The sequence below is a fragment of the Flavobacteriales bacterium genome (assembly GCA_016713875.1).
In the GTDB taxonomy this organism is placed as follows: Bacteria; Bacteroidota; Bacteroidia; order Flavobacteriales_F; family PHOS-HE28; genus PHOS-HE28.
Genome location: JADJOI010000003.1, coordinates 1,390,537 through 1,416,895, shown reverse-complemented (window position 1 = coordinate 1,416,895; position 26,359 = coordinate 1,390,537). Strand labels below are relative to the sequence as shown.

28 protein-coding genes and 1 pseudogene are annotated in these 26,359 nt (G+C 62.7%); 9 read left to right on the top strand and 20 right to left on the bottom strand.

Going from position 1 to position 26,359, the window contains the following annotated elements:
* Positions 1–61: 61 nt before the first annotated feature.
* Complete coding sequence (locus IPJ87_07640; protein MBK7941732.1) at positions 62–2,044, bottom strand: tetratricopeptide repeat protein; 1,983 nt, start codon at positions 2,042–2,044, stop codon at positions 62–64.
* Between the two features lie 335 nt (positions 2,045–2,379).
* On the opposite strand from IPJ87_07640, the gene IPJ87_07635 reads away from it, so the two are divergent.
* Entirely contained in the window at positions 2,380–3,243 is an 864-nt protein-coding gene (locus IPJ87_07635) for a hypothetical protein (GenBank protein ID MBK7941731.1), read from the top strand.
* A 158-nt stretch (positions 3,244–3,401) separates the two neighbouring features.
* Positions 3,402–3,593, top strand: coding sequence for a cold-shock protein (locus IPJ87_07630; protein MBK7941730.1), 192 nt, complete (start codon positions 3,402–3,404; stop codon positions 3,591–3,593).
* A gap of 68 nt (positions 3,594–3,661) precedes the next feature.
* Here IPJ87_07630 and IPJ87_07625 read toward each other — a convergent pair whose 3' ends face one another.
* From IPJ87_07625 to IPJ87_07590, 8 genes are all read right to left on the bottom strand, one after another.
* A complete protein-coding gene (locus IPJ87_07625; GenBank protein MBK7941729.1) occupies positions 3,662–3,853 on the bottom strand; it encodes an RNA-binding protein in 192 nt (63 codons plus the stop codon).
* 74 nt (positions 3,854–3,927) lie between these two features.
* Positions 3,928–5,022 carry an acyl-CoA desaturase gene (locus IPJ87_07620; protein ID MBK7941728.1) on the bottom strand — a complete coding sequence of 365 codons (1,095 nt, stop codon included), beginning with the start codon at positions 5,020–5,022 and terminating at the stop codon, positions 3,928–3,930.
* A gap of 101 nt (positions 5,023–5,123) precedes the next feature.
* The gene (locus IPJ87_07615) at positions 5,124–5,297 is read right to left on the bottom strand and encodes a hypothetical protein (GenBank protein ID MBK7941727.1); all 174 of its coding nucleotides are present in this window, start codon (positions 5,295–5,297) and stop codon (positions 5,124–5,126) included.
* A gap of 2 nt (positions 5,298–5,299) precedes the next feature.
* Complete coding sequence (locus tag IPJ87_07610) at positions 5,300–5,503, bottom strand: hypothetical protein (protein ID MBK7941726.1); 204 nt, start codon at positions 5,501–5,503, stop codon at positions 5,300–5,302.
* Positions 5,504–5,884: 381 nt separating this feature from the next.
* Positions 5,885–6,322, bottom strand: coding sequence for a hypothetical protein (locus tag IPJ87_07605; protein ID MBK7941725.1), 438 nt, complete (start codon positions 6,320–6,322; stop codon positions 5,885–5,887).
* A 106-nt stretch (positions 6,323–6,428) separates the two neighbouring features.
* The gene (locus tag IPJ87_07600) at positions 6,429–6,602 is read right to left on the bottom strand and encodes a general stress protein CsbD (protein ID MBK7941724.1); all 174 of its coding nucleotides are present in this window, start codon (positions 6,600–6,602) and stop codon (positions 6,429–6,431) included.
* Between the two features lie 413 nt (positions 6,603–7,015).
* A complete protein-coding gene (locus IPJ87_07595) occupies positions 7,016–7,492 on the bottom strand; it encodes a hypothetical protein (GenBank protein MBK7941723.1) in 477 nt (158 codons plus the stop codon).
* A gap of 45 nt (positions 7,493–7,537) precedes the next feature.
* Entirely contained in the window at positions 7,538–9,592 is a 2,055-nt protein-coding gene (locus IPJ87_07590) for a tetratricopeptide repeat protein (GenBank protein MBK7941722.1), read from the bottom strand.
* Positions 9,593–10,003: 411 nt separating this feature from the next.
* On the opposite strand from IPJ87_07590, the pseudogene IPJ87_07585 reads away from it, so the two are divergent.
* Together IPJ87_07585 and IPJ87_07580 are read left to right on the top strand one after the other, a co-directional pair.
* Positions 10,004–11,037: pseudogene (locus IPJ87_07585) on the top strand (IS630 family transposase).
* Complete coding sequence (locus tag IPJ87_07580; GenBank protein MBK7941721.1) at positions 11,034–11,288, top strand: hypothetical protein; 255 nt, start codon at positions 11,034–11,036, stop codon at positions 11,286–11,288. The pseudogene IPJ87_07585 and the gene IPJ87_07580 overlap by 4 nt, the downstream one beginning before the upstream one ends.
* An 84-nt stretch (positions 11,289–11,372) precedes the next feature.
* Here IPJ87_07580 and IPJ87_07575 read toward each other — a convergent pair whose 3' ends face one another.
* From IPJ87_07575 to IPJ87_07555, 5 genes are all read right to left on the bottom strand, one after another.
* Positions 11,373–12,278 (bottom strand): T9SS type A sorting domain-containing protein, encoded by a 906-nt coding sequence (locus IPJ87_07575; GenBank protein MBK7941720.1) that lies wholly within the window; start codon positions 12,276–12,278, stop codon positions 11,373–11,375.
* 351 nt (positions 12,279–12,629) lie between these two features.
* Positions 12,630–14,237 (bottom strand): hypothetical protein, encoded by a 1,608-nt coding sequence (locus IPJ87_07570; protein MBK7941719.1) that lies wholly within the window; start codon positions 14,235–14,237, stop codon positions 12,630–12,632.
* Between the two features lie 190 nt (positions 14,238–14,427).
* Complete coding sequence (locus IPJ87_07565; GenBank protein ID MBK7941718.1) at positions 14,428–14,727, bottom strand: T9SS type A sorting domain-containing protein; 300 nt, start codon at positions 14,725–14,727, stop codon at positions 14,428–14,430.
* A gap of 140 nt (positions 14,728–14,867) precedes the next feature.
* Positions 14,868–15,053 carry a hypothetical protein gene (locus tag IPJ87_07560; protein MBK7941717.1) on the bottom strand — a complete coding sequence of 62 codons (186 nt, stop codon included), beginning with the start codon at positions 15,051–15,053 and terminating at the stop codon, positions 14,868–14,870.
* Between the two features lie 454 nt (positions 15,054–15,507).
* A complete protein-coding gene (locus tag IPJ87_07555) occupies positions 15,508–16,719 on the bottom strand; it encodes a beta-lactamase family protein (GenBank protein MBK7941716.1) in 1,212 nt (403 codons plus the stop codon).
* 85 nt (positions 16,720–16,804) lie between these two features.
* Here IPJ87_07555 and IPJ87_07550 point away from each other — a divergent pair, with 85 nt between their 5' ends.
* Genes IPJ87_07550 through IPJ87_07540 form a run of 3 tightly spaced genes read left to right on the top strand, consistent with a single transcriptional unit; the run spans position 16,805 to position 17,798 of the window.
* On the top strand, positions 16,805–17,095 hold the full coding sequence (locus IPJ87_07550) for a nucleotidyltransferase domain-containing protein (protein MBK7941715.1): 291 nt from the start codon (positions 16,805–16,807) through the stop codon (positions 17,093–17,095).
* A 60-nt stretch (positions 17,096–17,155) separates the two neighbouring features.
* Positions 17,156–17,404: a hypothetical protein gene (locus IPJ87_07545; GenBank protein MBK7941714.1), complete on the top strand. Its 249-nt coding sequence runs from the start codon at positions 17,156–17,158 to the stop codon at positions 17,402–17,404.
* Complete coding sequence (locus IPJ87_07540) at positions 17,373–17,798, top strand: putative toxin-antitoxin system toxin component, PIN family (GenBank protein MBK7941713.1); 426 nt, start codon at positions 17,373–17,375, stop codon at positions 17,796–17,798. Before IPJ87_07545 ends, IPJ87_07540 begins: the two co-directional genes overlap by 32 nt.
* A 336-nt stretch (positions 17,799–18,134) precedes the next feature.
* Here the strand turns inward: IPJ87_07540 and IPJ87_07535 are convergent, their stop codons facing one another.
* The 3 genes from IPJ87_07535 to IPJ87_07525 all read right to left on the bottom strand — a co-directional run bounded on the left by IPJ87_07535 (position 18,135) and on the right by IPJ87_07525 (position 20,996).
* Positions 18,135–18,581 carry a YdeI/OmpD-associated family protein gene (locus IPJ87_07535; protein ID MBK7941712.1) on the bottom strand — a complete coding sequence of 149 codons (447 nt, stop codon included), beginning with the start codon at positions 18,579–18,581 and terminating at the stop codon, positions 18,135–18,137.
* Between the two features lie 4 nt (positions 18,582–18,585).
* A complete protein-coding gene (locus tag IPJ87_07530) occupies positions 18,586–19,188 on the bottom strand; it encodes a MerC domain-containing protein (GenBank protein ID MBK7941711.1) in 603 nt (200 codons plus the stop codon).
* Between the two features lie 179 nt (positions 19,189–19,367).
* A complete protein-coding gene (locus IPJ87_07525) occupies positions 19,368–20,996 on the bottom strand; it encodes an acyl-CoA carboxylase subunit beta (protein MBK7941710.1) in 1,629 nt (542 codons plus the stop codon).
* A 1,121-nt stretch (positions 20,997–22,117) separates the two neighbouring features.
* Here IPJ87_07525 and IPJ87_07520 point away from each other — a divergent pair.
* Positions 22,118–22,567 carry a hypothetical protein gene (locus IPJ87_07520; GenBank protein MBK7941709.1) on the top strand — a complete coding sequence of 150 codons (450 nt, stop codon included), beginning with the start codon at positions 22,118–22,120 and terminating at the stop codon, positions 22,565–22,567.
* Here IPJ87_07520 and IPJ87_07515 read toward each other — a convergent pair.
* Positions 22,545–23,432, bottom strand: a complete 888-nt coding sequence (locus tag IPJ87_07515) for an alpha/beta fold hydrolase (protein ID MBK7941708.1) — start codon at positions 23,430–23,432, stop codon at positions 22,545–22,547. The genes IPJ87_07520 and IPJ87_07515 overlap by 23 nt on opposite strands.
* 45 nt (positions 23,433–23,477) lie before the next feature.
* Entirely contained in the window at positions 23,478–24,173 is a 696-nt protein-coding gene (locus IPJ87_07510; GenBank protein MBK7941707.1) for a WbqC family protein, read from the bottom strand.
* A gap of 43 nt (positions 24,174–24,216) precedes the next feature.
* On the opposite strand from IPJ87_07510, the gene IPJ87_07505 reads away from it, so the two are divergent.
* Positions 24,217–24,996 (top strand): copper resistance protein NlpE N-terminal domain-containing protein, encoded by a 780-nt coding sequence (locus IPJ87_07505; GenBank protein ID MBK7941706.1) that lies wholly within the window; start codon positions 24,217–24,219, stop codon positions 24,994–24,996.
* Here IPJ87_07505 and mnmE read toward each other — a convergent pair whose 3' ends face one another.
* A complete protein-coding gene (gene mnmE, locus IPJ87_07500) occupies positions 24,997–26,355 on the bottom strand; it encodes a tRNA uridine-5-carboxymethylaminomethyl(34) synthesis GTPase MnmE (GenBank protein MBK7941705.1) in 1,359 nt (452 codons plus the stop codon). It abuts the gene before it with no gap.
* Positions 26,356–26,359 lie beyond the last annotated feature (4 nt).

Below are 26,359 nucleotides of genomic sequence, written 5' to 3'. Positions count from 1 at the left end.
TAAGCGCATACAGAGATATCGCATGGACGATGGTCCGACCGGTGGCCCGTGCGCAGTTCACCTACACCTCTTCGGTGCCTTGGCGGACAAAGTACATCTCCATCTCGCCCTTACCCTTCGCCTGGACTTTTCCGCGAGGAGTGAAGCTTAGACCGGTCGCGTCCTTAACCAGAGCATACGTCGCCTCGCTGATGTTCACCTGTCCCACCTCGCCGCTGCTCTCCATGCGGCTTGCCGTGTTCACCGTATCGCCCCAGATGTCGTACTGGAATTTCTTCACGCCTACAATGCCGGCTACGACCGGACCCGTGTGCACACCGATGCGGATCTCGAAGTAGGGAAGGCCGCCCGCGACCTTTCTTGCCTTGCCTTCGGCGATGAAGTCCCGCATTTCGAAGGCCGCTTTGATCGCATCGGTGGCGTGCGTGGTATTCGGCGTGGGCAATCCGCCGGCCGCCATGTAAGCATCGCCGATGGTCTTGATCTTCTCGATGCCGTACTTCTCGGTGATGCGGTCGAAGGCGCTGAAGCATTCGTTCAGGTCGCGAACGAGCTCCTGAGGGCTCAGCGTTTCGCTCATCGCGGTGAAGCCCTTGAAGTCCGTGAAGAGCACGGTGACCTGATCGATGTGCACGGCCTCGGCGGAACCCTTGGCCTTGAGCTCTTCCGCGACTTCCTCCGGCAGGATGTTCAGCAGCAGCTCTTCACTTCGCGCCTTCTCCTTGCTGATCCGGTTACGCTGGGTGAAGAAGACACCAGCCAGCAGGATCATGAGCCCAAAGCCACCGATGAAGGCGTTGCGCTGAACGTTCTTGCGGCGCAGGGCTTCAGCGGCCACGGCGTCCTTCTTCTCCTGCTCGGCTTGCAGCAGAGCCTCCTTCTTCTCGTAGTCGTATTTGAAACGCTGGCTCATGATCGCCTGCGCGTTCTCATCGTTCACGATGCTGTCTCGCATGGTGATGTATAACTCGTGCATGGCGAGTGCTTCCTCGACCTTGCCCCGTGCCTTCTGCACCTCGTAAAGGACCTGCGCAGCGTTCCGGATGTTGTAGGCGTTCCACCCTTCCCGTGCCAGTGCCATGGCGCGCTGGCCGTAAGCAAGAGCTTGTTCCATGTCCCCCATCGCCTGATAGTCGCTGGCGACGGCCGAGAAGCCATCCCCTTCCAAACTACGGTCACCGATCTTCTGGGCCAGTTCCAATGCGTCGAGGTCATGGGCCAGGGCTCCCGGTAGATCGCCTTGATGGAAGCGCAAGTAGGATAAACCGAACAAGCAGAGCACCTCGTTACGCGGATAGGCGATCTCGCGGGATACCGCAATGCTGCGTTCATAGAGAGCCAATGCCCCCTCGTACCGTTTCCCTTCGCTCTGTATGATAGCCATGTTCATCAACACCTCCGCCAGGATGTCCTTCTGGCCCAGTGCTTTCGCTATGATCAAGCGCCGTTGATAATAGTCCATGGCGTTCGCCGTGTCCTGCTGCCCGGCATAGATGACCCCGATATTGCCAAGGGTGCGGGCCATCATGGAACTGTCGTTGATCTCTTCGGAAAGACCCAGGCTGCGTGTCATATGCTCGATGGCACGGGGGGCATCACCGAGGTCCGATTCGGTAAGTGCGAGGTTGTTCAACGCAATGGAGGCGCCCTTGCGATCGCCAATACTATCGTACATCTCAAAGGCGGAGCGGAAGCACTCCACCGCCTTCGGCAATTCGCTTCTCCCCACGTAGCCCCGGCCTTGCAGGATGAGCGCTGAGGCCACCTGCCTCTTCATCCCCTTCTTCGTCGCCGTGTCGTACAACATACCGCTGTAATGCAGGGTGCTGTCAGGGTCGGTATTGAGGAAGCGCGATTGAATGAACGCGTTCAATGCGGTGAGTCGAATGGTGTCGGGTCGTGTGGCGTCCTCCCATACGCTGAACAATGAGTCGGTGTTCATCTGGGCCTGTGCGGAGGTGCATTGCTGAAGCAACAATGCGCTGCCCATCACAGATAGCATCGCGCGCAATAGGTTGGACGACAGTGGTCGCTTCGGATGCATGGTGAAGAGGGTGCCCGTGAATGTACTGGCAATGCACGAATGTCTCCGCTCTCAGCCACTGGACACGAAGTACATCTCCATCTCGCCCTTGCCCTTCGCCTGCACTCTTTCCCACGCACGATAGCCTCCAGCACGGGGCCGATCCGGGAACGCGGGGAAGAGGACAGAGACGTTAGTGCATCATAGCGTTCGGTCCAGTGCTGTGTTGGCACTTCAAGGGCCGCGATCGCACAACCAGGTCATGGTCCATCACAGGAAGGGCGGGTCCCGAACGAGGAAGGGTGAGGCGTGGCCCCTTGGACCGTTCCAGGTTCGACCTACCTGAGCCGATCCCCATGCGTACCACCCTCATCATCGCCGTCCTCCTGGCCTCAGCAGCCTGCCCGGCCCAATCGATCCAGGGACCCGACGCTCCCGATCCGATCGTCGGGCGTTCCGGTACGGCCCTCTCGTTCACGCTCACCGACCCGCGCGGTTCCAACAACATCAACGGCAGCTATGTGGAGGCCTTCGTTCCGGTGGATCCCACCCCCGATCCGGCATGGCGCTTCCAGGGTTACCTGATCATGGAGCTGCGCAGCCCCGCTGATGCGGACGACAGCCTCGCCTTGGTCGTGTCCGATCTGCAGCGTGCGCACGTGCTCGCACTGATGGACAAGGTGGATACCGTTGAGGCGGCGACCGCCCTGTTCATCCTGGGAACGGACAGCTGCTTTGTGGGGCCGGTCACGCTGCACAACACGGACCTCTTTCCACAGCTCGACTTCGTGGTGAGCGCGTTCACCGGGCAGCCGTTCCACGAGGACAGCACCTACTGTTTCGTGGCACTTGCTTTCGCCACCACGCCATCCTTCACCGATCCCATCTGCGGCCAGCCGCGCACGATGCTGTGGAGCCAACGGTCGACTTCCGGTGCGTTGATCCCCGTTTGCGTGACACCGGGCACCATCGGCATCGCCGAACCTGAAGGTGAGCGCGGCCTCCATGTGTTCCCGGTGCCTGCCACGGAGCAGGTGCACGTGCAGGCTCCGCGTGGCGACTGGACCGTGGAGTGCACCGATGCCCTTGGTGCATTGGTGCATACGGGACCTCTGCGCGATCGCGGAGCGTTGGCGGTCGCCGGATGGGTCCCGGGCGTGTACACGCTGCTGCTGCGGGGGGATGGGACGCTGCTCCACACGCGATTCGTGGTGCATTGACCGGCCGCAGGGGCGTTCCTTCCGAGCCTGCCGACCTTTATTTCCCTCCGATCGTCGGGTGGGACGTGGAATTGCCGACCTTTGCCGCATCAATGCCCCGGTGGTTTTGCCGGGGATCAACACGCTCGCCGAAGGGTGGGCACATTACCAGTAAGTACATGTCAAGTGGTACAGTGAAGTTCTTCAACACGGAGAAAGGGTTCGGTTTCATCACCCCGGATGAGGGTGGCAAGGACCTCTTCGTGCATAAGACCGGGACCCGCGAGCCCATCCGCGAAGGCGACAAGGTCACCTTCGATGTGGAGCAGAGCCCCAAAGGCCCCAACGCGGTCAACGTGACCCGCGCCTGAGGTCCCACCTCGCGCACTAACAGCGAAGCCCCGGCGATGAGCCGGGGCTTTGTCGTTGAAGTGGCCCTTCACACCACGCGCACCACGTTCCGCCCCAGGGTCTTGAAGCGCACACCGTCCGCCTGCACCACGGTGAGGGTGAGGTGGCCGCTGGTGCTGATGTGCAGGTCGCGCGCGATGCCGTGCTTGCCCTTGTGCGTGCCGCCGATCACTCGGCAGCGGTCGCCATCCTTCAGCGGTGGAACAGGAGCGTCGGTCATCCGGGTCCAGTGGGGTCGAGAAAGGTAGGCGCGGACGGGGCATCCCGTTCCCCTGACCGCCTGCGGGAGGCCGTTCAACCCACGCCGCCCAGCTGCCGGAGCCGGCGCACATGCGAGCCCAGCGCGGACCCCAGATCGGGTTTCACGTTGTAGGGGATGCCGAATTCGGCGGCCGTGCGCTGCACGATCGGCGCGATCGCCGGATAGTGCAGGTGCGACACGCTGGGGAACAGGTGGTGCTCCACCTGATGGTTGAGCCCGCCGGTGTACCACGTGAGCCACCGGCACGAAGGGGCGAAGTTGGCCGTGGTGAGCAGCTCGTGCACGGCCCAATCGGTGGGGATCACGCCGTCGTCCCCCGGTTTGGGTTGCTCCGCGCCCTCCACCACGTGCGCCAGCTGGAACACCGTGCCCAGGATCACGCTGCACGTGACGTGCATCAGCACGAAGCCCGTGAGCACCTGCCACCAGGTGAAGCCCGTCAACCAGAGCGGGAGGCCGATGAACACGCCCGCATGCACGAGCTTCACCAGCACCATCACCACCAGGTCCACCGGATAGCTGCGACCGGCGTACCGCGCATCGCCACTGCGCGCCACGCGCCGGAGGGAGACGAAGTCGTTGCCCAGTTTGACCAGGGTGAGCAGCCCGTAGAACAGGAAGGCGTAGATGTACTGGAACCGGTGGACGCGCCGCAGGGGAGCGTGCTCACTGAAGCGCAGCAGGTCCGGTGGGTCGATGTCCTGGTCCACGCCGTCCACGTTGGTGTGCGTGTGGTGCGCCCCGTTGTGCTGCACCTTCCAGGTGAAGGCATCGCTGCCCAGCACGTACATGGTGCCGCCCAGCAGCTCGTTCACCCAACGCCGGGTGGAACTGGCGCCGTGCAGGCCATCGTGCATCACGCTCATGCCCACGCCGGCCATGCCCACGCCCATCACCAGCACCAGCAGCAGCGCCGACCAGGCTGACATCGGGACGAGCAGCATCAGCACCAGCGGCCCGAGGAACAGCGCCATCAGCAGCACCACCTTCGGGATCAGCCGCGCATCGGCTTTCGTTCCCCGCCCCGTCTCCTTGAAGAAGCCGTGCACGCGAGCGCGCACCGTGCCTCCGAAATCACGCTCGTGGTCTGGTCCGATGTAGCGGGGTGGGGGTGTTGGCGCGGGCATCAGGCTGAGCTGGTCGGGTTCGGGGACGATGCGGAAATGGTACGTCCAAGGTCCGCCGCTATGATCCGAGGCGATCCCTGGACGTGGGCGCAAAGCTGGCGTTATTTCTGTTCGGGCACTACGGGCTCGAGCACGACCGCATCCGGGTAGCGCTCCTTCCAATAGGCGAACTTCTTCATGCTGCGGATCAACACGATGGTGCGGCTGTCCAGGCGCACACGGATGCAGTCCGCATCGGCTTGCGCCGGCCGGAACAGGATCTTCTCGCGGGCCATGGTCAGCGGTTGTGGATCAGGTCCACCACGGCCTGGCGCGCCATGTACAGCAGACGTTGCAGGCGTTGGATCAGCTCATCCTCGCGGCCGGGCACCAGGTCGAGGTCGTGCGAATGCAGAAAGGCGTAGCGCTCCATGAGGATGGAACGTTCGGCGGGCCAGGTCTCCAAGGGGATGACGATGGCGATGGGGCGATGATGGTCCATGTGGTTCTGCCCTGGCGGGCGGTATCGTGCTCCTCCCGTGGAACGGTTCGCGCTGCCACCACGATGGGGCTGCGCCACTTCGGGATCGCCGATCGGAGGACCGCTGGTCGCCGTGCACGGGCCGGGCCCTTGGTGTTGGCCCACAGCGTCATCAGAACACCCGGCAAGTGACACCGGGCACGGGAACAAGGTACGGTGGTCGCGCAGCGATCGGTGCTGGCGGGATGGAATAATGCCGATCGAGCTCCTGCTTACCGCGGGCGCGGTGGGCGTTCGTCAGCGGCCTGCGTGTTGAGCCACCAGCGATAGAGGAGCAGACCGCCGACGCTGGCGGTCAACAGGATGGAATAGACGAGGAGGATGCGATGCATGAGGGACGGATCAGCGGGTCAGTTGCAGAGCGCGGTGCAGGCCGAAGGGGTCCTCCGCGCCCGGGTCTTCGCGCCGGCGACCTTGGATCCCCGGATAGCCCAGCCATCCGCGGACCCACCGCAGCCAGGCGAACGGCGAATGTCGATCCCGCCGGGTGTCTGCCACCCCGGGATCGGAGGCCATGTGCACGTTGATCATCGGCAAGATCCCCGAGCCGATCATCGGCGCAAGTGCCTGCTCCGCCCGCCAGACCAGCTCGGATCGGGAGTAGGTCCTTCGCAGCAACCCGTGCTCGCGCTGTTCCACCGAGCAGAACGCCACGGTACGGTCGGCGTTCAGCGCGTCCACGCGGATGATGATGTTGCGGTGTGCACACTCGGTGGCGTTCGCGTTGAGGTGTCGGCGCGAGGCGGCGCCGAGCGGGTCGGACGGGTCGGTCTTCTTCATGGAGGGTAGGGTCTCGCGGTCCGTGGTCGCCGTGCCGGGTCGGGGCCTCCACGGCGCCATGCCGCCAAGGCCCCTTCCCGTCATCGGCTGGGTGGCCGCAGGGGGCTCAGAGCCCGGCGATCAGCTGTTGAACGTCCGCTTCGCTCTTGTTGAGCTTGGTCTGGAGCCGCGCTGTGAGCTCGCTCTCCTTGCCCTCCTCGAACAGGAGGTCGGCATCGTTCAGCTGGCTGAACTTGTTCTTGAGCTTGAACTTCTTGTCGCCCCAAGTGCCGATCGCGATCTTGAAGGGTGTGGTCGGGGTGTCGGTCTTCACGTGTTCCATGGTCGTTGTGCGTTGAACGGCCGGCCGACCGGTGCGGTCCGCTTGGCGTCCCCTTCCCGCCATGGTGATCCAGGGTCCCTGCTCGTGGGGCGGGGTGAGGACGGCCGGTGCTCCCGGGCCCGGGGCAGCGGCGCGAACGTGGATCACTTCCGGGGGTCGGGGATGCCTTGTTCCCGCGATCGCCTGCCGCCTGAATGACTCGCTCTGAGATCGTAGATGAGCAGCGAAGGACTTACGCCCGTGTTTCGCCTTCTGTTGAAGACCACCTACAGGTCTTCGGAGTTCCGGAAGCGGTGCCGGATAGGGGAGCAAGGTAGGCGATGCACGAGGCGGCCCGATGAAAGCGCGCAACTATAGTTGTGCACAGTATCTCATTCCACCCGCTCGAAGAACCAGTACCGGAAGCGGACCAGCCCCGTGGGCGGCTCCCAGTGCACCACCGCGTAGCGCCCTCCAAAGAAGTGCGGACAGCACACGATCTCGCCGAAACGCTTCTCGGGCGGGTCCTTCAGGAAGGTCGGCAGGTCGGTGCCGTTGCCGCGCGTCAGCCAGGTGCCGCCCTCGCAGGTCACCTCCCACACCAGGTGGTATTCCCCAAGGTCCGGTAGCGGGCCGATGTCCGGGGTGGTCCCCGCCATGGCCGCGCCGAACCGCGCGAAGTCCGCGCTATCGGCCGGGCTCTGTTGCATCTGCCCTGCCAGGCGTTGGAAGGGGGATACCGGATCATCCGCGTTCAATTCCGCAGACCATTGGGCCGTGGCAGGCAGGATGGGTGCGAGGAAGAGCAGGAGGAAGGGGAGGACCAGGCGCATCACGAGGCGGTACAACGTGTCGTCCGTTCGGTTCATTTGGACCAGGGCATGTCAGCCCTGAGCCAGCGCCACAACGTGCTCCTACGCTCCTTCGGAGCGTCGACGAACGAAGTACATCTCCATCTCCCCCTTGCCCTTCGCCGGCACCTTGCCGCGCGGGGTGAATACGAATGCGGGTGAATGGTGAATAGGAGTTGGTGAATGGGTGTAGCCTTCATTCGCTATCAACCATTCGCCATTCACCTTCTTCACGTCCTTCACCAGCGAATACGTCGCCTCGCTGATGTTCACCTGCCCCACTTCCCCGCTGCTCTCCATGCGGCTCGCCGTGTTCACCGTATCGCCCCAGATGTCGTACTGGAATTTCTTCACGCCCACGATGCCTGCGACCACGGGGCCGGTGTGGATGCCGATGCGGACCTCGAAGTAGGGGAGGCCTGCCGCGATCTTCCGCGCCTTGCCCTCCGCGATGAGGTCGCGCATCTCCAACGCGGCCTGGATCACATCGGTGGCGTGCGTGGTGTTCGGCGTGGGCAATCCACCGGCAGCCATGTAGGCATCGCCGATGGTCTTGATCTTCTCGATGCCGTACTTCTCCGTGATGCGATCGAACGCGCTGAAGCATTCGTTGAGGTCGCGTACCAATTCCTGTGGCGTCACCACTTCGCTCATCGCGGTGAAGCCCTTGAAGTCGGTGAAGAGCACGGTGACCTGATCGATGTGCACGGCCTCTGCCGTGCCTTTCGCCTTGAGTTCTTCGGCAACTTCCTCCGGCAGGATGTTCAGCAGGAGTTCCTCACTGCGCTTCTTTTCCTTGCTGATGCGGTTGCGCTGGCGCCATACCACGCCTAGGAAGAGCAGTGCTCCAGCGAGCCCAACGGCGATGCCATTCCTTTCCAACCGCTGGCGCAGGTCTTTCTGCTCCTGCTCGGCCCGGGTGGCGGCCTCCTTTTTGTCGAATTCATACTGCATGGCCGTCTCGGTGAGCTTCCTATCGCGCTCCGCGTTCAACAAGGTGTCACTGAGGGCCTGGTAGAGTTGGAAATGCGAGAGGGCCTGCTTGTAGTCGCCTTGTGCGCGTTCCACTTCGGCGATGCTGCGGTAGGCGCTCCGCAATTGACCGAGATCGCCCGCATCGTTGAATATCCCGATCGCGGTGTCGATCGCGGCGTGAGCGGTGGACAAGGCCAGGGAAGCGCTGCCTTGGAAGTACCGGTCCAGGAAGGCCGCGTCCTCATTTTCCACCGCCTCGCGGTACAAGCTGGCAAGGTTCTCCAAGAGGATGGCCTGATCCGTACGGGCCCCGGCCGCAGCATACAGGTCAGCGGCCCGTTGAAGGTGCTCTTTCGCACCGGGTCGATCCTTCCTGGCCATCGCAACGTTCCCCAGCCCACCATAGGCCCGCGCGACCCCCTTGGCCTGTTCGTTCTGCTCGGCCAGCGGAAGCAGTTCCGCATAGGCCTTTTCAGCATCGTCCACGTGCCGGGCGTCGAGATGCAACTGGCCCAGATTGCTCAGGCAATTGACCTGCTGGAACGGGGTCAGCACATCACCGTATTCATCGAGTACCCTGCGCTGATAGCGAATGGCCTCGTCCAGTTTGCCCTGCATGGTGTAGAGCACACCAAGATTCATCAGGCAATCCACGGCGTTCGATTTCCGCTGTGTGGCCTCGGCCCACTTCAGCACCTCGAAATAGGCCCGCTGAGCCTCGTTGTAGTTGCCTGTACTGAGGTGGACGTTGGCCATGTTCGTGCGCAGGATGTTCTGTTGTACCTCGTCCTTGCGCTCCATCGCTATGGGCATCGCCAGTTCCCATGCATCCAACGCTTCGCGGTTGTTGCCTTGGTAGAAGTGGGTGATGCCGATACTGATCAGTGCTTTGCATTCACCATTGCCATGCTCCAGGGACCGTGACAGGTCCAAGGCATCCGCCAAGTGCTCCCGTGCTTCCTCGAACCGGCCCTGGTTGGTGAGCTCTGCCCCGATGCGCAACAGCGTTTTCACCTTGTTGGTGTCGGGCTCTGCCTTCAGAGCCGATCCAAGCAGGGAATCGACATCCATCTGCGCCATGCCCGCCAAGGGCAGGCATAGGAGCAGAAGCGGGAACAGCCTTGAGGACAACTGTTTCATCATGGTTCGAGAGTATTGGTCGCCCCGGAATGAACGCGGGGCATGTCAGGCGCGAGTGACAAAGAACATCACCATTTCGCCTTTGCCCTTCGCCTGTATTTTTCCACCTGGGGTGAATGTGGGGGCTGGCGCCTCCTGCACCAACGCGTATGTCGCTTCACTGATGCTCACCTGCCTTGATGCACGGTGCATTCCATGGACGGGTCCTACAGCGTCGAAGAACCCACCTCAAACCATGACCTTTGGATCATGCATTTCTCAGGCACCACCGACGAGTACATCGAACTGCGCGAGCTGAACGCGACGAACGCATCCATCCTGAGCGAACAGTTCACCACCGATCGCCATCATGGTCAATACTGAGACGGTGACAAAGAAGCGGTCGATCGGCACGATCTGTGGATCGAGCTTGACATGAAGCGAACAGATGCGCGAAGCCTCAGCGATGAGGCGCTGAACGAACGATTGCGGCAGGCGGTGCGCTGCCGCTTGCAAGGTTGCGGGCTGAAAGAGTCTTCCGCGCTGTGCAGCCTTGGGCTGACGGCGGCCAATGATGCTTGGCAACGCTATCAGCGCGGGGGATGGAGAGCCGTTGAGGTATGCCGCAGCGGGCGGCCGCAAGGCAGCGGCATGATCCTGACGCAAGAGCAGCAGAAGCAGACACTTCGGCTGATCGCTGACAAGATGCCCGATCAATTGAAGTTGCCCTATGCGCTGTGGTCACGCAAGGCCATCGCGCTGTTGATCAAAGAACGCTTCGGCGTAGTGCTGCCCGAACGCACGATGACCGACTACTTGAGCCGTTGGGGCTTCAGCGCACAGAAGCCGATGCGCCGCGCAGCAGAACAGCGGCCCGAACTGGTGCGCAAGTGGCGTGAAGAGGTCTATCCGGCGATCGAGCGCAGGGCCGAATTGGAGGGCGCGGACATCCATTGGGGGATGAGACCGGCCTGCGCAATGATGATGTGCGTGGACGGAGCTTCGCCAAGCGTGGCAAGACGCCGGTGGTGCGTGTGCTGAACAAGCGCTTCGGCCGTTCGATCATCTCCACCATCACCAATCGCGGCCAGATGCGGTGGATGGTCTTCAAGGGCGCCCTTGATGCGGAGATCTTCCAGGATTTCCTCGCACGTTTGATCAAAGGGGCAAAGCGCAAGGTGTTCCTCATCCTGGACAACCTGCCGGTGCATCATGCCAAAGTCCTGCGCCCATGGCTGGAAAAGCACAAGGAGCGCATCGAACTGTTCTTCATGCCGGGCTACTCACCCGAACTCAACCCCGTGGAGGTGGCCAATGCCGACCTGAAGAAGAACGTGACCAGCGCTCCGCCGCCGCGCACCGAGGAGCAACTCGTTGAGAACATCTTGGCCCATTACCGAAGCGTGTCCAAGAAGCCCAAGCACATCAAAAGCTACTTCGGTCACCCCGATGTTCGATATGCCGCATGAAACCGGATCTTCACCACCGGCTCAGTAATTCGTTGGGCCACATCATGCAAACGTTCAAGGCCGCCGTTTCACGGCAGGCCGTGCGCGATGCGTTGATGCCAGCGCGCCTGCCTGCCGATAGGCAGGGAACGCCGATCTGGCAACGCGGGTATTACGAAACCATCATCCGTGATCCGGCATCGCATGACCGCATTGCGCAGTATGTCGCCGACAACCCGGCGAATTGGTTGAACGACCGTATGAACTGGTGATGATGAGCGGTAATCCCCCGCCTGAACGCGCGACAACCCCGCCAATAGGAAAGGGGACCGGTTCAACCGGTGATGTTGCACAGGTCAGGGTTGAACCACGATCGGCCACGATCCGACAATGGTCCCTTGTCTATCCCAACCACGGACCAGGTACGTACCTGATGGTAATCGCAATACGTCCGCATGGCGGCCAATCCCCTGTATCACGGTTCGACCGTAGACGTCCATGATCTGGTAAGTCGTAAACCTTTCGTCGAAGGTCAAATGGTTCGTTGAAGGGTTCGGATAAGGAGCCGATAGTGGGCGGACAACAGTTGGTGCAATACCTGTGATCAGTTCGCACCATGTATCTCCGAAGATCACCTGGCCAGACTCCCTGACGCAGTCGAGCCTGCCAAAATGGGATAGTCCCAGCTGTTGCGATAAGAATCCGAACGGCGCAGTTGTTGCACCGATACCTTCGATCACCCGGACCGTGTCCCCTTCATTCGGACCATCGCTCACGGTCTGTCGGGTGCGGTAGGTGCCATTGACAAGGATCGAATCCACCTGCACCACGATCGCATGCCAGCCGGAACCATTTTCGTAGGCATTGATCGGATAGGGTATGGTATCGCCCACCACGGCGTCCAGATCATAGATCAGTGATTCCGTTGACCAGTCCGAACGTGCGAAAACCGCATGGCCCACCTCCCTGACATGAGTATCCGGGCCCGGATACTCGGTGACTGATTGGCACCAGTCCATCAGGGGTGACACGTAATGGCGTTCACGTGATCGGACCCTGGTGTAGGTCGTGCCGTCGAACGCGGTGTCCCCATCGATCCAGTGTGTGGTCACCCACGTATCGAGACAATCACCCTCGGCGGAACCGGAAATGGTCGACGTCCACGACCGCGTGGTGTCTCCGAAGAATGGGATGTATGTCTGTGCTGCGGTCTGGGTGCAAGGCACCACGATCGCGAACAACCAAACGATCATCCGATCCATCGCGCATCGAATGTAAGTCATGAACCGATGATCCGTACCACGCGTGACGGACAGGAGCGGCACCCCGCAGCGAGGAACGAGCGAGGAGTACAGCGGATGGCCGGACCCCGAGGCTTTGCGAGGGGGCACGTCCAAACCTTAGTCAAACATGAACAGGAAGACGACCGCGCCAGCAATGACGGCAAGGAAGAGCAGAGCGAGTGCTGCCAATGGCAATGCTACAACGATGCGCCTGAGCCACTTCATCACGTCTGCCACACCCCCACATTATACTCCCGCGTCGCAGGAGCCTGGCTCGCCACAGGCGAGCGTGACAAGGAACACCGAGAAGTGCCTTCGACGGTCGCACGGTCAATGCTGCACGATCAACCTGGCCCTTCGGTGCAGGTCCGGCGCGCGCACGGCCACGATGTAGGCACCTGCGGGCAGATCCCGTGTGGGGATGACCATCGGGCTACCCGGTGATGGCGCTACCTGGCGGGTGAAGCACACCGCGCCGAGTGAAGTCGTCACACTGACCTCCACAGGTTGTGGCCGATCGAGCGGTATGGACAGCTGGACGTGGTCCGAGGCCGGGTTCGGCGCCAGGGTCAGGGGCAGGTCCGCTTCGGCCTCCTCGATCCCGGTGTACGCTGCGCAAAGGTTGCTCCGCGGGTAGCTGTTCGGCACCACCGCGGTCATGATCGTGTCCTCGATGAAAAGGATGGTGGTCGGCGTGATCGGGTAGGGGATCACCGTGGGGTCCACACCGGTGACCAGGGGAAGGAAGGACTGCTCGTAGCAATAGCCGTTGAACGCGGTATCCACCCTGCAGAAGTCGAATTGGGACCAACGGACCGGCACCGTCATGAAGGCATCAGGCCCCGCGGGCACCACGTTCTGTATGCCCAGGCGGTCCCAGAAGGGCACATTCACGTCCCCGAACTTCTTCGACCACAGCAGGTCCCCTTGTTCGTTGAACTTGATGGCGTACGTGTGGTACAGGTATGGGGTGATGTTCACCACGGTGCCGCCCATCAATACGCATCCACCATCCGCCGTGGGGACCAAGGCATCGGCGGTCATGCGCAGATCGGGGGTCGCGATCTCCTTGAACCATTCCAGCTGGTCCTGAGCGTTCAGGTAGCAGAGCACCACATGGTTCATCGCGGTGTCATCCACCATGGTGGTGAGGTAGTGCCCTCCGCTGGCGGAGCGGACCAGGGTCTCTCCCCAAGGCACGCTGGAGGAGATTCCGTAGGGGAAGTGGATCTCCAGGTAGCTGTACACGTTCCCTGCGCTGTCCGACCGGCAGTAGATCAGCGGCCGATACCCGCTGCCTGGCTGATACGCATGGCCCAGATAGGAGTATTGGTCGTTCCCATCATGGATGATCTTCCGCGCGTTCGGTCGCGAGTAGGCCGAGTTCCACGAGGCATGACCATGTTGAGAGAGGATGTGGCCCTGCGGGCTGAGGTGGAGGATCATGTCCGCATCCGCACAACCGCTTCCGGTGAGGAGCATGCCCCCATCGGTGGTCGGGGCCAGGTCATGGAAATTCCACCCGTCCGGGTTGTAGAGCGTGATCGACCATTGGAGATCGCCCGTGGCAGAGACCTTGAAGACCACCGAGGGGTCGGCACCGAACTGCGCGACCAGGAAGGCGAATGAGGAATCGCTCAGCGTGGCGATGGCCGTGGGGACCGAAAGCACAGGGATACTGATCTCCTTGAACCAGACCAGGTCAGCTTGTGCGTCGATCTTGTAGCAGTAGATCCGATCGAGCATGCTGTTGGAGGTGACGCCGTAGAAGCCATTGTCCGGGCTCGGTGTGATATGCCCCCCCGTTTGTGGACCGGTCGTGGCGTAGTGGGCGTAGAACATGTCCTGCCCGTGGATCGGTGCGCACGCACATAGGTATGTGGCCAGCAGCGCGGAACTGACCAAGTGTGAGCCGATGAGCGGTAGGTGAGCGGTCATTGGAAGGGGGTGGGTGAAGGATAGACGGTGAACCTACCCAAGGGATGCTCCACGGAGGATCGATTGTGCCACCAGAGAACCGGTGAGGTACACAGGTCCGAGGACATCCGCACCCGTTGGGCAGCTCGTCATGGGCTGGGACCGGCTCCCCGCGCATCCAGCGTGTTGATCACCGCATCCGCCCACAGCCTCATCGAGAAGCGGAATAGATGAAGCGCTCGACACGGTGTGTGCTTCCTGAAACGACCTCCACCGCATATAGCCCGGAGGTCAAGCCGTTCAGATCGATCACTGCGCCGGTCGATGTGAGCCGTGCGGAGTTGCTGACCAGCTTGCCCGTCGCGTCCCTGATCCGGAACTCCCGGGCACACAAGCCATCGGGCATGATGATCTCGAGCGAGCCGTTGGAGATCCGTGTTCGGATGCGCTGGCTTGCCTGAGCGGAACTCATCCCGTTGCCGCTGCCACCACAACCCACGGATGGGGTCATCACAGGTGGAGCCCAAGCGGCCCCGGGCACCCCGATCTGGCAACACGGGTAATACGAAACCATCATCCGCGACGCGGCATCACATGACCGCATTGCGCAATACATCCGCGACAACCCGATGAATTGGAAAGGGGACCGGTTCAACCGGCCTTTTTCGGCAAGCGCGACCAGAAGAGGATAGAGAACGCCAGACCTGCGAAGAAGGTGGATGCCGCCCGCGCAGGATGGCCCGTACGCAGGCCGAGGATCGCCGAAGCCATGCAACAGACCATGATCACCACGATCAACGCGATGATCAAGATGCGCAGACGGGGAGGGGTGAGCATGGTGTGAAGGTATGGAGGGCAACTCCGCGAATAGGAAAGGGGACCCGTACGATCGATGATCCCGATATTCGTTCATGCCCCGCGAATTGCCGGAACGTGCCACCATCCGATGGCAGGGATACGATCACGCCAGCGTGGGCGCGTATTACCTGACCATCCCGCAGGGCGGGACAGGTCCTGCACACAGGACGGGTCGCACCTGTTCGGTCGGATCACGGATGGTGTGACGCATCCATCACCGATCGGTGGATTGGCGCAACGGTGCTGGGATGCGATACCGGAACACATGCCGCATGTGGATGTCGGGGAATTCGTGGTGATGCCGAACACGAACGCATAGCGCGGTATATCCGCGATAATCCCGCCAATTGGAAAGGGGACCGGTTCAACCGATGATCCCGATATTCGGGAAACCGACCACCTGCCCAACCACCGACCCCGCCATTGGCCTGCCTCACAGCCCCATCACGATCCTGCCGATGCCCGGCCCCAGCACGTTCCAAACCGCATCATCGGCGTACATGCCGTTGCACACCACCACCACGCCCAACTCGCGCTCCGGCCACAAGAGCATAATGCTGCTGTAGCCCGGCTCGCGTCCCACATGGAAAACATAGCGGCCCAGTTCGGGGTCGTCGTAGTTCCACCAGCCTAGGCCGATGGCCGTGCGCTTGCCCATGATGCTGCGCTGCGTGCGCCACATCTCCAGCAGGGTGTTGCGTTGCAGCACGGGCGCGCTGGGGCCTTCCAAGCTGTCCTGCGCGATGCGTTGCACGTGCGCCAGCCAATTGCTCAGGTCCGCGGCGCTGGTCCATAGCCCGCCACAAGGGCTTTGCTCGTACGCGATGTGCGGGCGCCGTTCGCGTAACGACAGAGGTTGCCCATTGATGATCGGCTGCTTCGGGTCTTCCACGCCGTACAGATTGAAACGCTGGATGGCGCGCGTATCACCGTCCACTTCCATGCCTCGCGCCCAAGCTCCTGCACGGTAGGACGCGGTATCGAACGCGGCATCGGGCATCGGCACCTTGCGCAGGACATGTGCATGCACGTAGCGCTCGTAGGAAAGGCCGCTCACCTGTTCCACGATCCGGCCCAGCAGGTTGTACCCGGCGTTGCTGTAGGTCCCGCCATCGAAGCGGCTCCCGGGGCCGAACTTCAGCTTCACGCCATTCGCCATGCTGCGCACCAGTACCTCCAGCGCCGTGCTGTCCTGCGGGCAGTTGGGCAGCTTATGGTCCCACGGCAGTCCCGATGAATGCGTGAGCAGGTGCTCCACCGTGATCGCGCCGTAGCGCTTGTCGTGCAACTTGAATTCCGGCAGCACATCCACCACGCGATCACTGATCCGCAGGCGGCCCTGCTCCACCAACTGCATCACGGCGGTGGCGGTGAACAGCTTGGTGATGGAGCAGCTGAGGAATGCCGTGTGCGCATCCACAGGATGGGTGTTCGCTTGTGAGATGGAACCGTAGCCATTGGCCAGCACCACTTCGCCGTGCTGCACAATGCCCACCGAAAGCCCCACGATGCTCAGGCTGTCAGCGATGTGCGCCACGAAGCGGTCCACCCGATCGGTGTAAGGTGTTACGAGCTGTTGCGCATGTACGCTGCGCAGCGAAAGGGTGCAGGCGAGGACGGAAAGGAAATGGGCGAGGCGCAACATTGGAGTGGATGAAAGTAACGAAGGGGTCGGGCCATCAAATGGGAAGGGGAGTGATCCAGCCGGTGATTCCGATATTTGTGGAACCATGGGCACCCTCGCCGACATCTTATCCTTGCTGCGCGGGGAACGTGCGCGCCTCTTTGCCAAGTACGGGCTGAAGAGCATGGCCGTGTTCGGGTCGGCCACGCGCGATGACTTCCGGCCGGATAGTGATGTTGACATCATGATCGAAGTGGAGCGACCGATCGGGATGCAGTTCTTCGATCTTGAACAGGATCTTGAGCGCATTGTCGCTCGCAAGGTGGATCTGGTGATGCGCAAGGCCGTGAAGCCGCATTACATGGAGTATATCGAACCGGACCTGCGGTATGTCTAAGTGGGAAGAAAAGATGAGGCTTGATCGCCGCCTTATATTTGAGCAACCAACGATCGTAGCATGACCTTCGACACCAAAGGGAACCAAAGCCAGGCCGTGGATAAGATCTTGGCACGTGTCAGCAAGCTGTCCGCTGCTGACAAGCGTGCCTTCATGAAGGCTATCCGGCAGCAGGAGGTGAAGGACGACATCACCTGGCTGCACAAGGTCTGGGGCAAGGTGACGCTGAAGGACAGCGAGATCACCCGCATGGTGGAAGAGGTAAGGACCGAGATGCATGCAGCGCGCTCGCCAAAGGCTCGTCGTTGATACCAACGTTCTGATCAGTTGGCTGATCGGCAAGCGGCTACGCGAACTGGATGTCTTGCTCGTTGCGGAACGCTTCCAACTCTGCTTCTCTACACGGGCATTGGCTGAACTCGCCGAAGTGACGCGCCGATCGAAGATGCGGAAGTACTTCACGCTTCCTCGTGCCGAGGAGAACATCGAACGCTTGGGCCGCGTGGCGCTGGTCTTGAAGCGCGAACCCAGGGTGATCCCCATTTGTCGCGATGCAAAGGATGATTTCTTGCTCGCGCTGGCCAAGGCCGCGAAGGCGGATCTGTTGGTCACCGGTGACGAGGATCTGCTGGTGCTGAAGAAGTACGGACGGACGAGGATCGTGACTCCAGGTGAGTTCTTGAAGGACCATGTGAAGGCGTGACTGCGGTTACGCGCATGGCGTACCGCGATGGATTGTTTCCACACGGCACGCCCGTATGGCAACGCAATTATTGGGACCGCGTGATCCGCGATGACGGGGAACACGAACGCATTGCCCGGTATATCCGCGACAATCCACGGAAATGGACAGGCGACAGATTCAACAAAAGGTAACGATGCGGGCCGATCCCCGTTGGCGGGATGAAACACATGATCGGCCCCAACCGCGACAACCCGATGAATTGGCTACGCGACCGGTTCGGTGACGGGGCGGGCCGATGATCATCGGCCAACGCGGGTTTGCGACGGCCGGTGTCTGTTCGGAATACGAAGGGCTTCAATGACCCATTGATCGGAATATGCTCGCCACGCGCCGCTCACGTGTGCTGGATGATCTGCCAGCTCTGATATGCTCTACGATGGTGCGTTTGCGCGCTTGCGACAACCTGTTCCAGCATACTCTGGCAACGGCATCAGACCGAAGGCGGGAACGTAGCTCTGCTGGTTCGCTAGTGTCGGCCGATCGAAGTATCAGTGTGATCAAGCTGCCTTCCTTGAGCCCGGTTTGGACAAGGATGGTTTTCGGTAGATCCAGGAACCAGCGGTCCTGATCCCATCGCTTCAGGCTTCTGCGAAAGGGTCCATGACGATCGATTTGCACCTCTACGATCGTGGTGCCGTTGATGCACCACCCACTTATAGCGGATGCAGGAATCACGGCATGGCACGGCAGATCAGGACGATGGCGGAGGACCTCGGATCTGACGCGGATCGGGCGACGCATGTGGTCAGCAGCATTTCTCACCAGACTGGATCGGTGGACATTTCACCGTTCCATAACTGCAATAGACACAGCAGTCACCCTGTTTCGGTTTCAGGACGGTCTTGCATTTCTCGCATTCGTAGAAGTAAACGCAAGCGTCGGTTGGCATCAGTTCATGTTTCCTGTGCCCGCAGTTCGGACATGTCAACCTGGTAGCCAGATCAACGGTCTTGCCGTTGTAGGTCCCGCACGTTTCGCACGACCCATGCAGTTTGTTCCTGTAATAGTTCCAACCCGTGGCACCAAGCAGGCCGAGCATTCCCGCATAGAAGAAGTATGTCGGGTCCATAGCGAAGTGGTAACCGTAGAAGATCAGCAGACCACTTGGTATGGCGACCAAGAGCGGATAGATGCACCAGTGTTTGCGATAGGAGAGAACGAGTCCTGCGATGGAGACGAGCACCATGGTTTGGAAGATCCACATCGTCCAACCGCCGAACAATTCAAAGGTGCCAAGGCCGAATGCAGAAGCCGCGACCGCGAACAATGGGAAACAGCATGGCGAAAGAATTGCGGTAAGGAAGAGACCGGCAGTACCCCAACGGTCCAAGTGCGATGTCGCGTTCATGGTTCAAAGGTGGTCGAATGGGAACGCTGCGCAGAGACGATTCAGGATGTGATATTGGAAACGTGACGGATCTGCATTTCGCGTGACGGACAGCAGCGGCACCCCGCAGCGAGGAACGAGCGAGGAGTATAGCGGATGGCCGGACCCCGAGGCTTTGCGAGGGGGCACGCCCAAACACTCTACGTCTGCAAGACCCCCATATTGAACTCCCTCGTCGCCGGTGCCTGGCTAGCAGCCTCAATACCCATCGAGATCCACGTCCGCGTATCCAGCGGATCGATCACCGCATCCAGCCACAAGCTGCCTGCCGCGTAGTACGGGCTGATGGTCTCCTCGTACTTGCTGCGGATCCGATTGAGCAGTTCGGCTTCCTTCTCGGGGGTGATGGTCTCGCCCTTGCCTTTCAGCGCGGCCACTTCGATCTGGAGCATCACCTTGCTGGCCTGCTCGCCGCCCATCACGGCCACCTGGGCGCTGGGCCAGCCCACGATAAGGCGTGGGTCGTAGGCCTTGCCGCACATGGCGTAGTTGCCGGCGCCGTAGCTGTTGCCGATGATGATGGTGAACTTGGGCACCACGCTGTTGGCCACAGCGTTCACCAGTTTCGCGCCGTCCTTGATGATGCCGCCGTGCTCGCTGCGGCTGCCGACCATGAAGCCGGTGACGTCCTGCAGAAAGACCAGCGGAATGTTCTTCTGGTTGCAGTTGGCGATGAAGCGTGTGGCCTTGTCGGCGCTGTCGCTGTAGATGACGCCGCCGAACTGCATCTCGCCCTTTTTGCTCTTCACCACTTTGCGCTGGTTGGCCACGATGCCCACGGCCCAGCCATCGATGCGGGCGTAGGCGGTGATGATGCTCTGGCCGTAGCCCTCCTTGTATTCGGTGTACTCGCTGTCGTCCACCAGCCGCGCGATCACTTCGCGCATGTCGTAGGGCTTGGCGCGCTCGGTGGGGATCAGGCCGTAGATCTCTTTCGGGTCGGCCTTCGGCGCGGCGGCCTTCTCGCGGCTGAAGCCGGCGTCCTTGGGCTTGCCGAGCTTGTCCACGATGGCGCGGATCTTCTTCAGGCAATCCGCATCGTCCTTGCACTTGTAGTCGGTGACGCCGCTGATCTCGCTGTGGGTGGTGGCGCCGCCGAGCGTCTCGTTGTCGATGTCCTCGCCGATGGCGGCCTTCACCAGGTAGCTGCCGGCGAGGAAGATGCTGCCGGTCTTCTCCACGATCAGCGCCTCATCGCTCATGATGGGCAGGTAGGCGCCGCCCGCCACGCAGCTGCCCATGATGGCGGCGATCTGCGTGACGCCCATGGAGCTCATCACCGCGTTGTTGCGAAAAATCCGGGCGAAGTGCTCGTTGTCGGGGAAGATCTCGTCCTGCATGGGCAGGTACACGCCCGCGCTGTCCACCAGGTAGATGATGGGCAGGCGGTTCTCGATGGCGATCTCCTGCGCGCGCAGGTTCTTCTTGCCCGTCATGGGGAACCATGCGCCGGCCTTCACGGTGGCGTCGTTGGCCACCACAATGCACTGGCGCTTGCTCACGGTGCCGATCACCACCACCACACCGGCACAGGGCGCACCGCCGTGTTCCTTGTACATGCCATCGGCTGCGAAGGCACCGATCTCGATGCGGGGGCTCTTGGGATCCAGCAGGGCTTCGATGCGCTCGCGGGCGGTCATCTTTCCCTTGGCCTTGTGGTCGGCGATGCGTTTCTCGCCGCCGCCGAGGTGGATCTGCTTCAGACGGGCATTGAGGTCGCCGACGGCGAGCTTGTTCTTGTCCTCGTTCTTGGATGCCTCCAGGTCGATCTTCTCAGCCATGCGTCACGGGTCCCCTGCCCGGGATGGTCCGGGGAGGGTCTTGCGAAAGTAGTCCGCGGTGGGGTTCTGGAGTGATCCGGGGATGATGGGGGAGGGCCCGCAGGCTCGCCGGGATACGTCCACAGATGACACGGATGTCGCAGATGAATGCGGGATCGGGGCTGAAGAACCACAGATGAACACGGATGGACACAGATGAATGCGGCGCGCAGGCTCGCCTTGGAATGCGTCCACAGATGAACACGGATGGACACAGATGAATGCGGCTCGCGGCTCGCCGGAATGCGTCCACAGATGGCGCGGGACCTGTCCCGCCCCTGCGGGATGGCGCAGATGAATGCGGCTCGCAGGCTCGCCGGAATGCGTCCACAGATGACACGGATGTCGCAGATGAATGCGGGATCGGGGCTGAAGAACCACAGATGAACACGGATGGACACAGATGAATGCGGCGCAGGCTCGCCTTGGAATGCGTCCACAGATGAACACGGATGGACACAGATGAATGCGGCTCGCGGCTCGCCGGAATGCGTCCACAGATGGCGCGGGACCTGTCCCGCCCCTGCGGGATGGCGCAGATGAATGCGGCTCGCAGGCTCGCCGGAATGCGTCCACAGATGACACGGATGTCGCAGATGAATGCGGGATCGGGGCTGAAGAACCACAGATGAACACGGATGGACACAGATGAATGCGGCTCGCGGCTCGCCGGAATGCGTCCACAGATGGCGCGGGACCTGTCCCCCGCCCTGCGGGATGGCGCAGATGAATGCGGCTCGCAGGCTCGCCGGAATGCGTCCACAGATGACACGGATGTCGCAGATGAATGCGGGATCGGGGCTGAAGAACCACAGATGAACACGGATGGACACAGATGAATGCGGCGCGCAGGCTCGCCTTGGAATGCGTCCACAGATGAACACGGATGGACACAGATGAGTGCGGGGAGGGGGTATCTGTGACATCTGTGTCATCTGCGGATAAAATAGTGGGGCATCTGCGTCCCCCCGCGTCTGCGGAATGAACAGGCTCGCCGGACCCGGGCCGGTCGGTGCTGGTGGATGCGGGTTGGCCGGGTGCTTCTACTTTCGCGGACCACGAACCTGACCATGAAGCGCACGATCCTCCCCCTGGCCTTGGGCCTTGGACTGTTGACCCTCCATTCCTGCGGTGGACCCGGTGGTGGCGCCGACGACCTTCCACCGCTCGACACGGCCCGCTGGGGACAGGCCGACTGCTCCATCCTGAAGGGTGGGGTGGTCTTCCACCTCGACTATGAGCTGAGCGGTCAGCACCAAGGCAGCGATGTGGTCACCTTCTCGGGGGATCAGTTCGACTGCTCGGCCTGTGCGACCGAGGGGCTCACCCAAGGTGAGGTGGGCTGCTATGAGAGCGGTCCCGGTCAGTTCACCATCAAGGCGGTGAAGAGCGATGACATGGGCAACTCGCGCGCGTGGAAGGGCGACGTGGTGAAGGGTGTCTTCAACGGGGAAATGAACGTGTCGAAGGCGGACGGTTCAGCCACCCTGTACCGCTTCACCGGACGCGCGGAGAAATGACCGCCCGGATCGCGTCCACCAGGGCGTGCGGCGCCTCCTCGTGCAGGAAGTGCCCGGCCTGAGGCATGGTGCGCACGGTGGCGTGAGGGAGCGCCCGCATCCACCGCTCCATCAGGTCGGGCGGGAAGAAGCGGTCCTGAAGGCCCCAGCAGAGCAAGGTGGGAATGGTGCGCAGGAGTTCCACCCGAGCCCATTGCGCCTGCCAGAAGGGACCGGCGTTCTTGATCTCCTGCACACAGGCGAAGGTGGCCGCGCGCGCGGCGGCATCGGGCAGGGCGTGCCGGTAGTGCGCGTGGGTGGCCTTGTCCAGCTTCTTCTGGTCGCCATATCCGTTGGGCATCATCACGTTCACGCTGAACCCCATCCGCAGGTAGAGGAATCGCCCGAGCCCGGACTTCATGATGGCGGTAGGACCGCTGAAACGCTTGTCGGGCATCAGGTCCCAGAGCCAGGTGTTGTAGAGCACGATGCGCTTCACGTTCGACGGATGCTCCAACGCATGGGGCAGGCCGATGCCGCCACCGAAGTCGGTGACCACCAGCGTGATGTCCTGCAGACCCAGGTGGTCGATGAACCGCTGCAGGCGACGGGCCTGCGCGGCCACCGTGTAGTCGGCTCCGTGGGGCTTGTCGCTGAGCCCGAACCCCAGGTGGTCCGGTGCGATGCAGCGGTGGGTGGGGGCGAAGGCCGTGATCAGATGCCTGAAGCCGAAGCTCCAGTCGGGCGTGCCGTGCACGAAGAGCATCACCGGGCCGCAGCCCTCGTCCACGTAGTGCATCCGCCCGTCGGGGTGGTGGTAGGTGTGCGTGCGGAACGGAAGAGCGCTGCGGTCGACCCAGGCGGGAAGGGTGATGTCCGTGACCATGCGGCGAAACTGGGCCGAGGTTGCCACCCGTGCGCTTGATGGGGATCAAGAACGCAGGATGCGGGCGGCCTCGGGTCCGCAGTTGCATACCAGGTCGATCACGCTCATCCGGGGCTGGAAGCCGTGGCGGTCCGCGAAGACCTGGGGGTAGGCTGGGACCGCTTCGACCGGTGGAGGCAGCGGTTTCTTGGGGTGGAAGGTGGTCCGGAGGTCCAAGTGTCGAGTGTCGTTGACCGAGTGGTGAGTGACGAGTGGCGAGTGTGGTTCCGCGGGGCCACGCTCATCACTCGCCACTCGCCACTCGCCACTCACGTCCAAGTAGGTCTCCCTCACCTCCACCTCCGTCGTCAGCCCGAGCCATTTCATCCCCAGCCGCATCGTCGCCAGGTCCAGGTCCACCAGGCGTTCGTAACGCTTCATCACCACCGCTTCGATCGCATCGATGTAGTGGATGAACCAGGGCGTGTTGCCGTAGGCGCTCCGGATGGCGTGCAGGTGCTGTTGCGGCCAGGTCTCACTGTAGCTCAGGCCCACGCTGCGCATCGGCAGCTTGCGTCCGTGGTCGCGGGCGATGGGCACGTTCAGGTCTTGCACGCCGTTGGGGCCTCCGATGCGGGTGCGGGTGCGGTAGCTCTGGCGCTCGTAGTGCTCGCCGACATCGATGATCACCTTCGGATGCCGCGCCAGCAGCCGATAGTGCTCCACGCTGCCGAAGTAGAAGGCGGTACACACCGGGACCATGCGCGCAAAGGTCGCGCTACCTTCGGCCGACGCCCCCCCCTGCATGCGCGCCTCCCTGCTGCTGCTCCCTGCGCTCGTCATCGCCTCCTGCGGCGGCGGCTCCGTGAACGACGGTTCCGTCGCCCACGACAGCCTTCCGGCGGTCGGACCCACCAGGGCCCTTCCGGCGACGCCGATCGATTGGCCGGGCTACTATGAGGATACGTTGCCCTGCGCCGGCTGCCACGGCATCGTGACGCAGCTGTGGGTGCGCAGCGACAGCACCTTCATCCTGCGGCGGCGCTACCTGGACCGCGGCGAGGCGGCCCTGGGCCTGATCGGCCGCTGGCACGTGGTGGCACCCGATGCGCCCGGTGCGCAGCCCTTGCTCACCATCGGACAAGCCGGCGACAAGCCCGACTTCCACCAGCGCACGGAAGCCGGGCTGCGCATGGTCGACGAGATGGGGGCGCCGTTCGCCTCGCAGCATCCCTACACCCTGGAGAAGCTGTCCGACGAGCTGGAGGGCGAGATCCCGCGCATGCGCCTCACCGGCACCTTCACCTTCCTGGCCGACGCGATGCGCTTCGCGCCCTGCGGCGCCGGTCGCTCGTGGCCCTGCGCCGGTGGTGAGGACCTCGGTGCCGAGGAGGGGGAGCTCGTGGGGTCGATGAACGGCGCGGACCTCGAGCGGCGCTACCGACGCAGCGTGACGCAGGGCGGCGAGCCCTGGACCATCGAGGTGGAGTGCTCGCTCGACCTCGGGCCGGCCATGGAGGGCGACGGGTCGGACGAGTACGTCCTCATCCACCAGGTGCTGACGGAGGGGATGCCGTGCCCGTGATCACTTGCCGATGCAGAAGCGGCCGAAGATGCTGCCCAGCACATCGTCCGGCGTGATGCGGCCGGTGATCTCGCCCAGATGGTGCTGCGCGCGGCGCAGGTCGATGGCCAGCAGGTCGCCGCTGACCCCCTGGTGCAGACCGGCGCGCGCGTCCTCCAGGGCCTGACGGGCGTGGCTCAGGGCCTCCACGTGCCGCGCGTTCGTCACCACCACGCCACCGTCGCCTTCGTGCAGGCTGCGTACATGCCGGTGGAACGCCTCCCGCAGCCCATCCAGGCCCCGGCCCGTGCGTGCGCTGATGCGCATCACCCGGCCGCCGAGGTCGGCGTCCTGGTCGGTGAGGTCGCACTTGTTCAGCACCGGAAGCAGGTGCGGTCCCTCGCCGATGCGCTCGCGCAACAGGGCCGCCTGGGTGAGGAAGGCGTCCTCGTTCATGGCGGCAGCATCGCCCAGCAGCACCACGATGCCGGCCTCGCGCGCCTTGCGGTAGCTGCGTTCGATGCCCATGCGCTCCACCGTGTCGCCGGTCTCGCGCAGGCCCGCCGTGTCGATGAAGCGGAACAGGATGCCGTTCAGGGTGATCGTCTCCTCCACCGTGTCGCGCGTGGTGCCAGGGATGTCGCTCACGATGGCGCGGTCCTCCTGTAGCAGCGCGTTGAGCAGCGTGCTCTTGCCGCTATTGGGCGCGCCCACGATGGCCACGGGCACGCCCTCCTTCACCGCGTTGCCGTAGCGGAAGCTGTCGATGAGCCGGGTGCAGAGGCCGGTCAGGTCCACCAGCAGGGCGTCCAGTTCATCGCGGCGGGCGAAGGTGACGTCCTCCTCCCCGAAGTCGAGCTCCAGCTCGATCAGGGCGCAGAAGTCGATGAGCTGCTGGCGCAGCGCGTCGATGTGGGCGCTGTAACCGCCGCGGAGCTGCTGCAGGGCGAGCCGGTGGGCGGCGGCCCCCTGGCCGGCGATGAGGTCGGCGACGGCCTCGGCCTGGCTGAGGTCCAGCTTGCGGTTGAGGAAGGCGCGCAACGTGAACTCGCCCGGCCGGGCCAGCCGCGCGCCCGCCTGCACCGCCGCCTCCAGCACGCGCTGCACGATGTAGGGCGAGCCGTGCAGGCCGAGCTCCACCACCTCCTCGCCGGTGTAGCTCGCCGGCGCGCGGAACACGGTGACCAACGCCTCGTCGATGGGGCCTTCGGCATCGGCCAGCGGCGCCAGCACCGCCCGTCGCTCGGGCCAGGTGCGCGCAGCTCCTGCGGTGAGCCGGTCAAGGATGGCCACGGCCCGGGGACCGCTGAGGCGGACCACCGCCACGGCGGCGGCACCCCCGGCTGTGGCCGGCGCGCAGATGGTGTCCTGGTCGGTCATCGGC

Excerpts from the sequence above, each read along its gene's own strand:
- IPJ87_07550 (MBK7941715.1), top strand. The coding sequence starts at position 16,805 with ATGGGCACCCTCGCCGACATCTTATCCTTGCTGCGCGGGGAACGTGCG.
- IPJ87_07620 (MBK7941728.1), bottom strand. The coding sequence starts at position 5,022 with ATGCCCGCGCCAACACCCCCACCCCGCTACATCGGACCAGACCACGAG.
- IPJ87_07540 (MBK7941713.1), top strand. The coding sequence starts at position 17,373 with ATGCAGCGCGCTCGCCAAAGGCTCGTCGTTGATACCAACGTTCTGATC.
- IPJ87_07515 (MBK7941708.1), bottom strand. The coding sequence starts at position 23,432 with ATGGTCACGGACATCACCCTTCCCGCCTGGGTCGACCGCAGCGCTCTT.
- IPJ87_07575 (MBK7941720.1), bottom strand. The coding sequence starts at position 12,278 with ATGGATCGGATGATCGTTTGGTTGTTCGCGATCGTGGTGCCTTGCACC.
- IPJ87_07610 (MBK7941726.1), bottom strand. The coding sequence starts at position 5,503 with ATGGACCATCATCGCCCCATCGCCATCGTCATCCCCTTGGAGACCTGG.
- IPJ87_07615 (MBK7941727.1), bottom strand. The coding sequence starts at position 5,297 with ATGGCCCGCGAGAAGATCCTGTTCCGGCCGGCGCAAGCCGATGCGGAC.
- IPJ87_07560 (MBK7941717.1), bottom strand. The coding sequence starts at position 15,053 with ATGCTCACCCCTCCCCGTCTGCGCATCTTGATCATCGCGTTGATCGTG.
- IPJ87_07580 (MBK7941721.1), top strand. The coding sequence starts at position 11,034 with ATGAAACCGGATCTTCACCACCGGCTCAGTAATTCGTTGGGCCACATC.
- IPJ87_07595 (MBK7941723.1), bottom strand. The coding sequence starts at position 7,492 with ATGAACCGAACGGACGACACGTTGTACCGCCTCGTGATGCGCCTGGTC.
- IPJ87_07505 (MBK7941706.1), top strand. The coding sequence starts at position 24,217 with ATGCGCGCCTCCCTGCTGCTGCTCCCTGCGCTCGTCATCGCCTCCTGC.
- IPJ87_07510 (MBK7941707.1), bottom strand. The coding sequence starts at position 24,173 with ATGGTCCCGGTGTGTACCGCCTTCTACTTCGGCAGCGTGGAGCACTAT.
- IPJ87_07640 (MBK7941732.1), bottom strand. The coding sequence starts at position 2,044 with ATGCATCCGAAGCGACCACTGTCGTCCAACCTATTGCGCGCGATGCTA.
- IPJ87_07630 (MBK7941730.1), top strand. The coding sequence starts at position 3,402 with ATGTCAAGTGGTACAGTGAAGTTCTTCAACACGGAGAAAGGGTTCGGT.
- mnmE (MBK7941705.1), bottom strand. The coding sequence starts at position 26,355 with ATGACCGACCAGGACACCATCTGCGCGCCGGCCACAGCCGGGGGTGCC.
- IPJ87_07530 (MBK7941711.1), bottom strand. The coding sequence starts at position 19,188 with ATGAACGCGACATCGCACTTGGACCGTTGGGGTACTGCCGGTCTCTTC.
- IPJ87_07605 (MBK7941725.1), bottom strand. The coding sequence starts at position 6,322 with ATGAAGAAGACCGACCCGTCCGACCCGCTCGGCGCCGCCTCGCGCCGA.
- IPJ87_07625 (MBK7941729.1), bottom strand. The coding sequence starts at position 3,853 with ATGACCGACGCTCCTGTTCCACCGCTGAAGGATGGCGACCGCTGCCGA.
- IPJ87_07565 (MBK7941718.1), bottom strand. The coding sequence starts at position 14,727 with ATGACCCCATCCGTGGGTTGTGGTGGCAGCGGCAACGGGATGAGTTCC.
- IPJ87_07570 (MBK7941719.1), bottom strand. The coding sequence starts at position 14,237 with ATGACCGCTCACCTACCGCTCATCGGCTCACACTTGGTCAGTTCCGCG.
- IPJ87_07555 (MBK7941716.1), bottom strand. The coding sequence starts at position 16,719 with ATGTTGCGCCTCGCCCATTTCCTTTCCGTCCTCGCCTGCACCCTTTCG.
- IPJ87_07535 (MBK7941712.1), bottom strand. The coding sequence starts at position 18,581 with ATGCGTCGCCCGATCCGCGTCAGATCCGAGGTCCTCCGCCATCGTCCT.
- IPJ87_07590 (MBK7941722.1), bottom strand. The coding sequence starts at position 9,592 with ATGATGAAACAGTTGTCCTCAAGGCTGTTCCCGCTTCTGCTCCTATGC.
- IPJ87_07635 (MBK7941731.1), top strand. The coding sequence starts at position 2,380 with ATGCGTACCACCCTCATCATCGCCGTCCTCCTGGCCTCAGCAGCCTGC.
- IPJ87_07545 (MBK7941714.1), top strand. The coding sequence starts at position 17,156 with ATGACCTTCGACACCAAAGGGAACCAAAGCCAGGCCGTGGATAAGATC.
- IPJ87_07520 (MBK7941709.1), top strand. The coding sequence starts at position 22,118 with ATGAAGCGCACGATCCTCCCCCTGGCCTTGGGCCTTGGACTGTTGACC.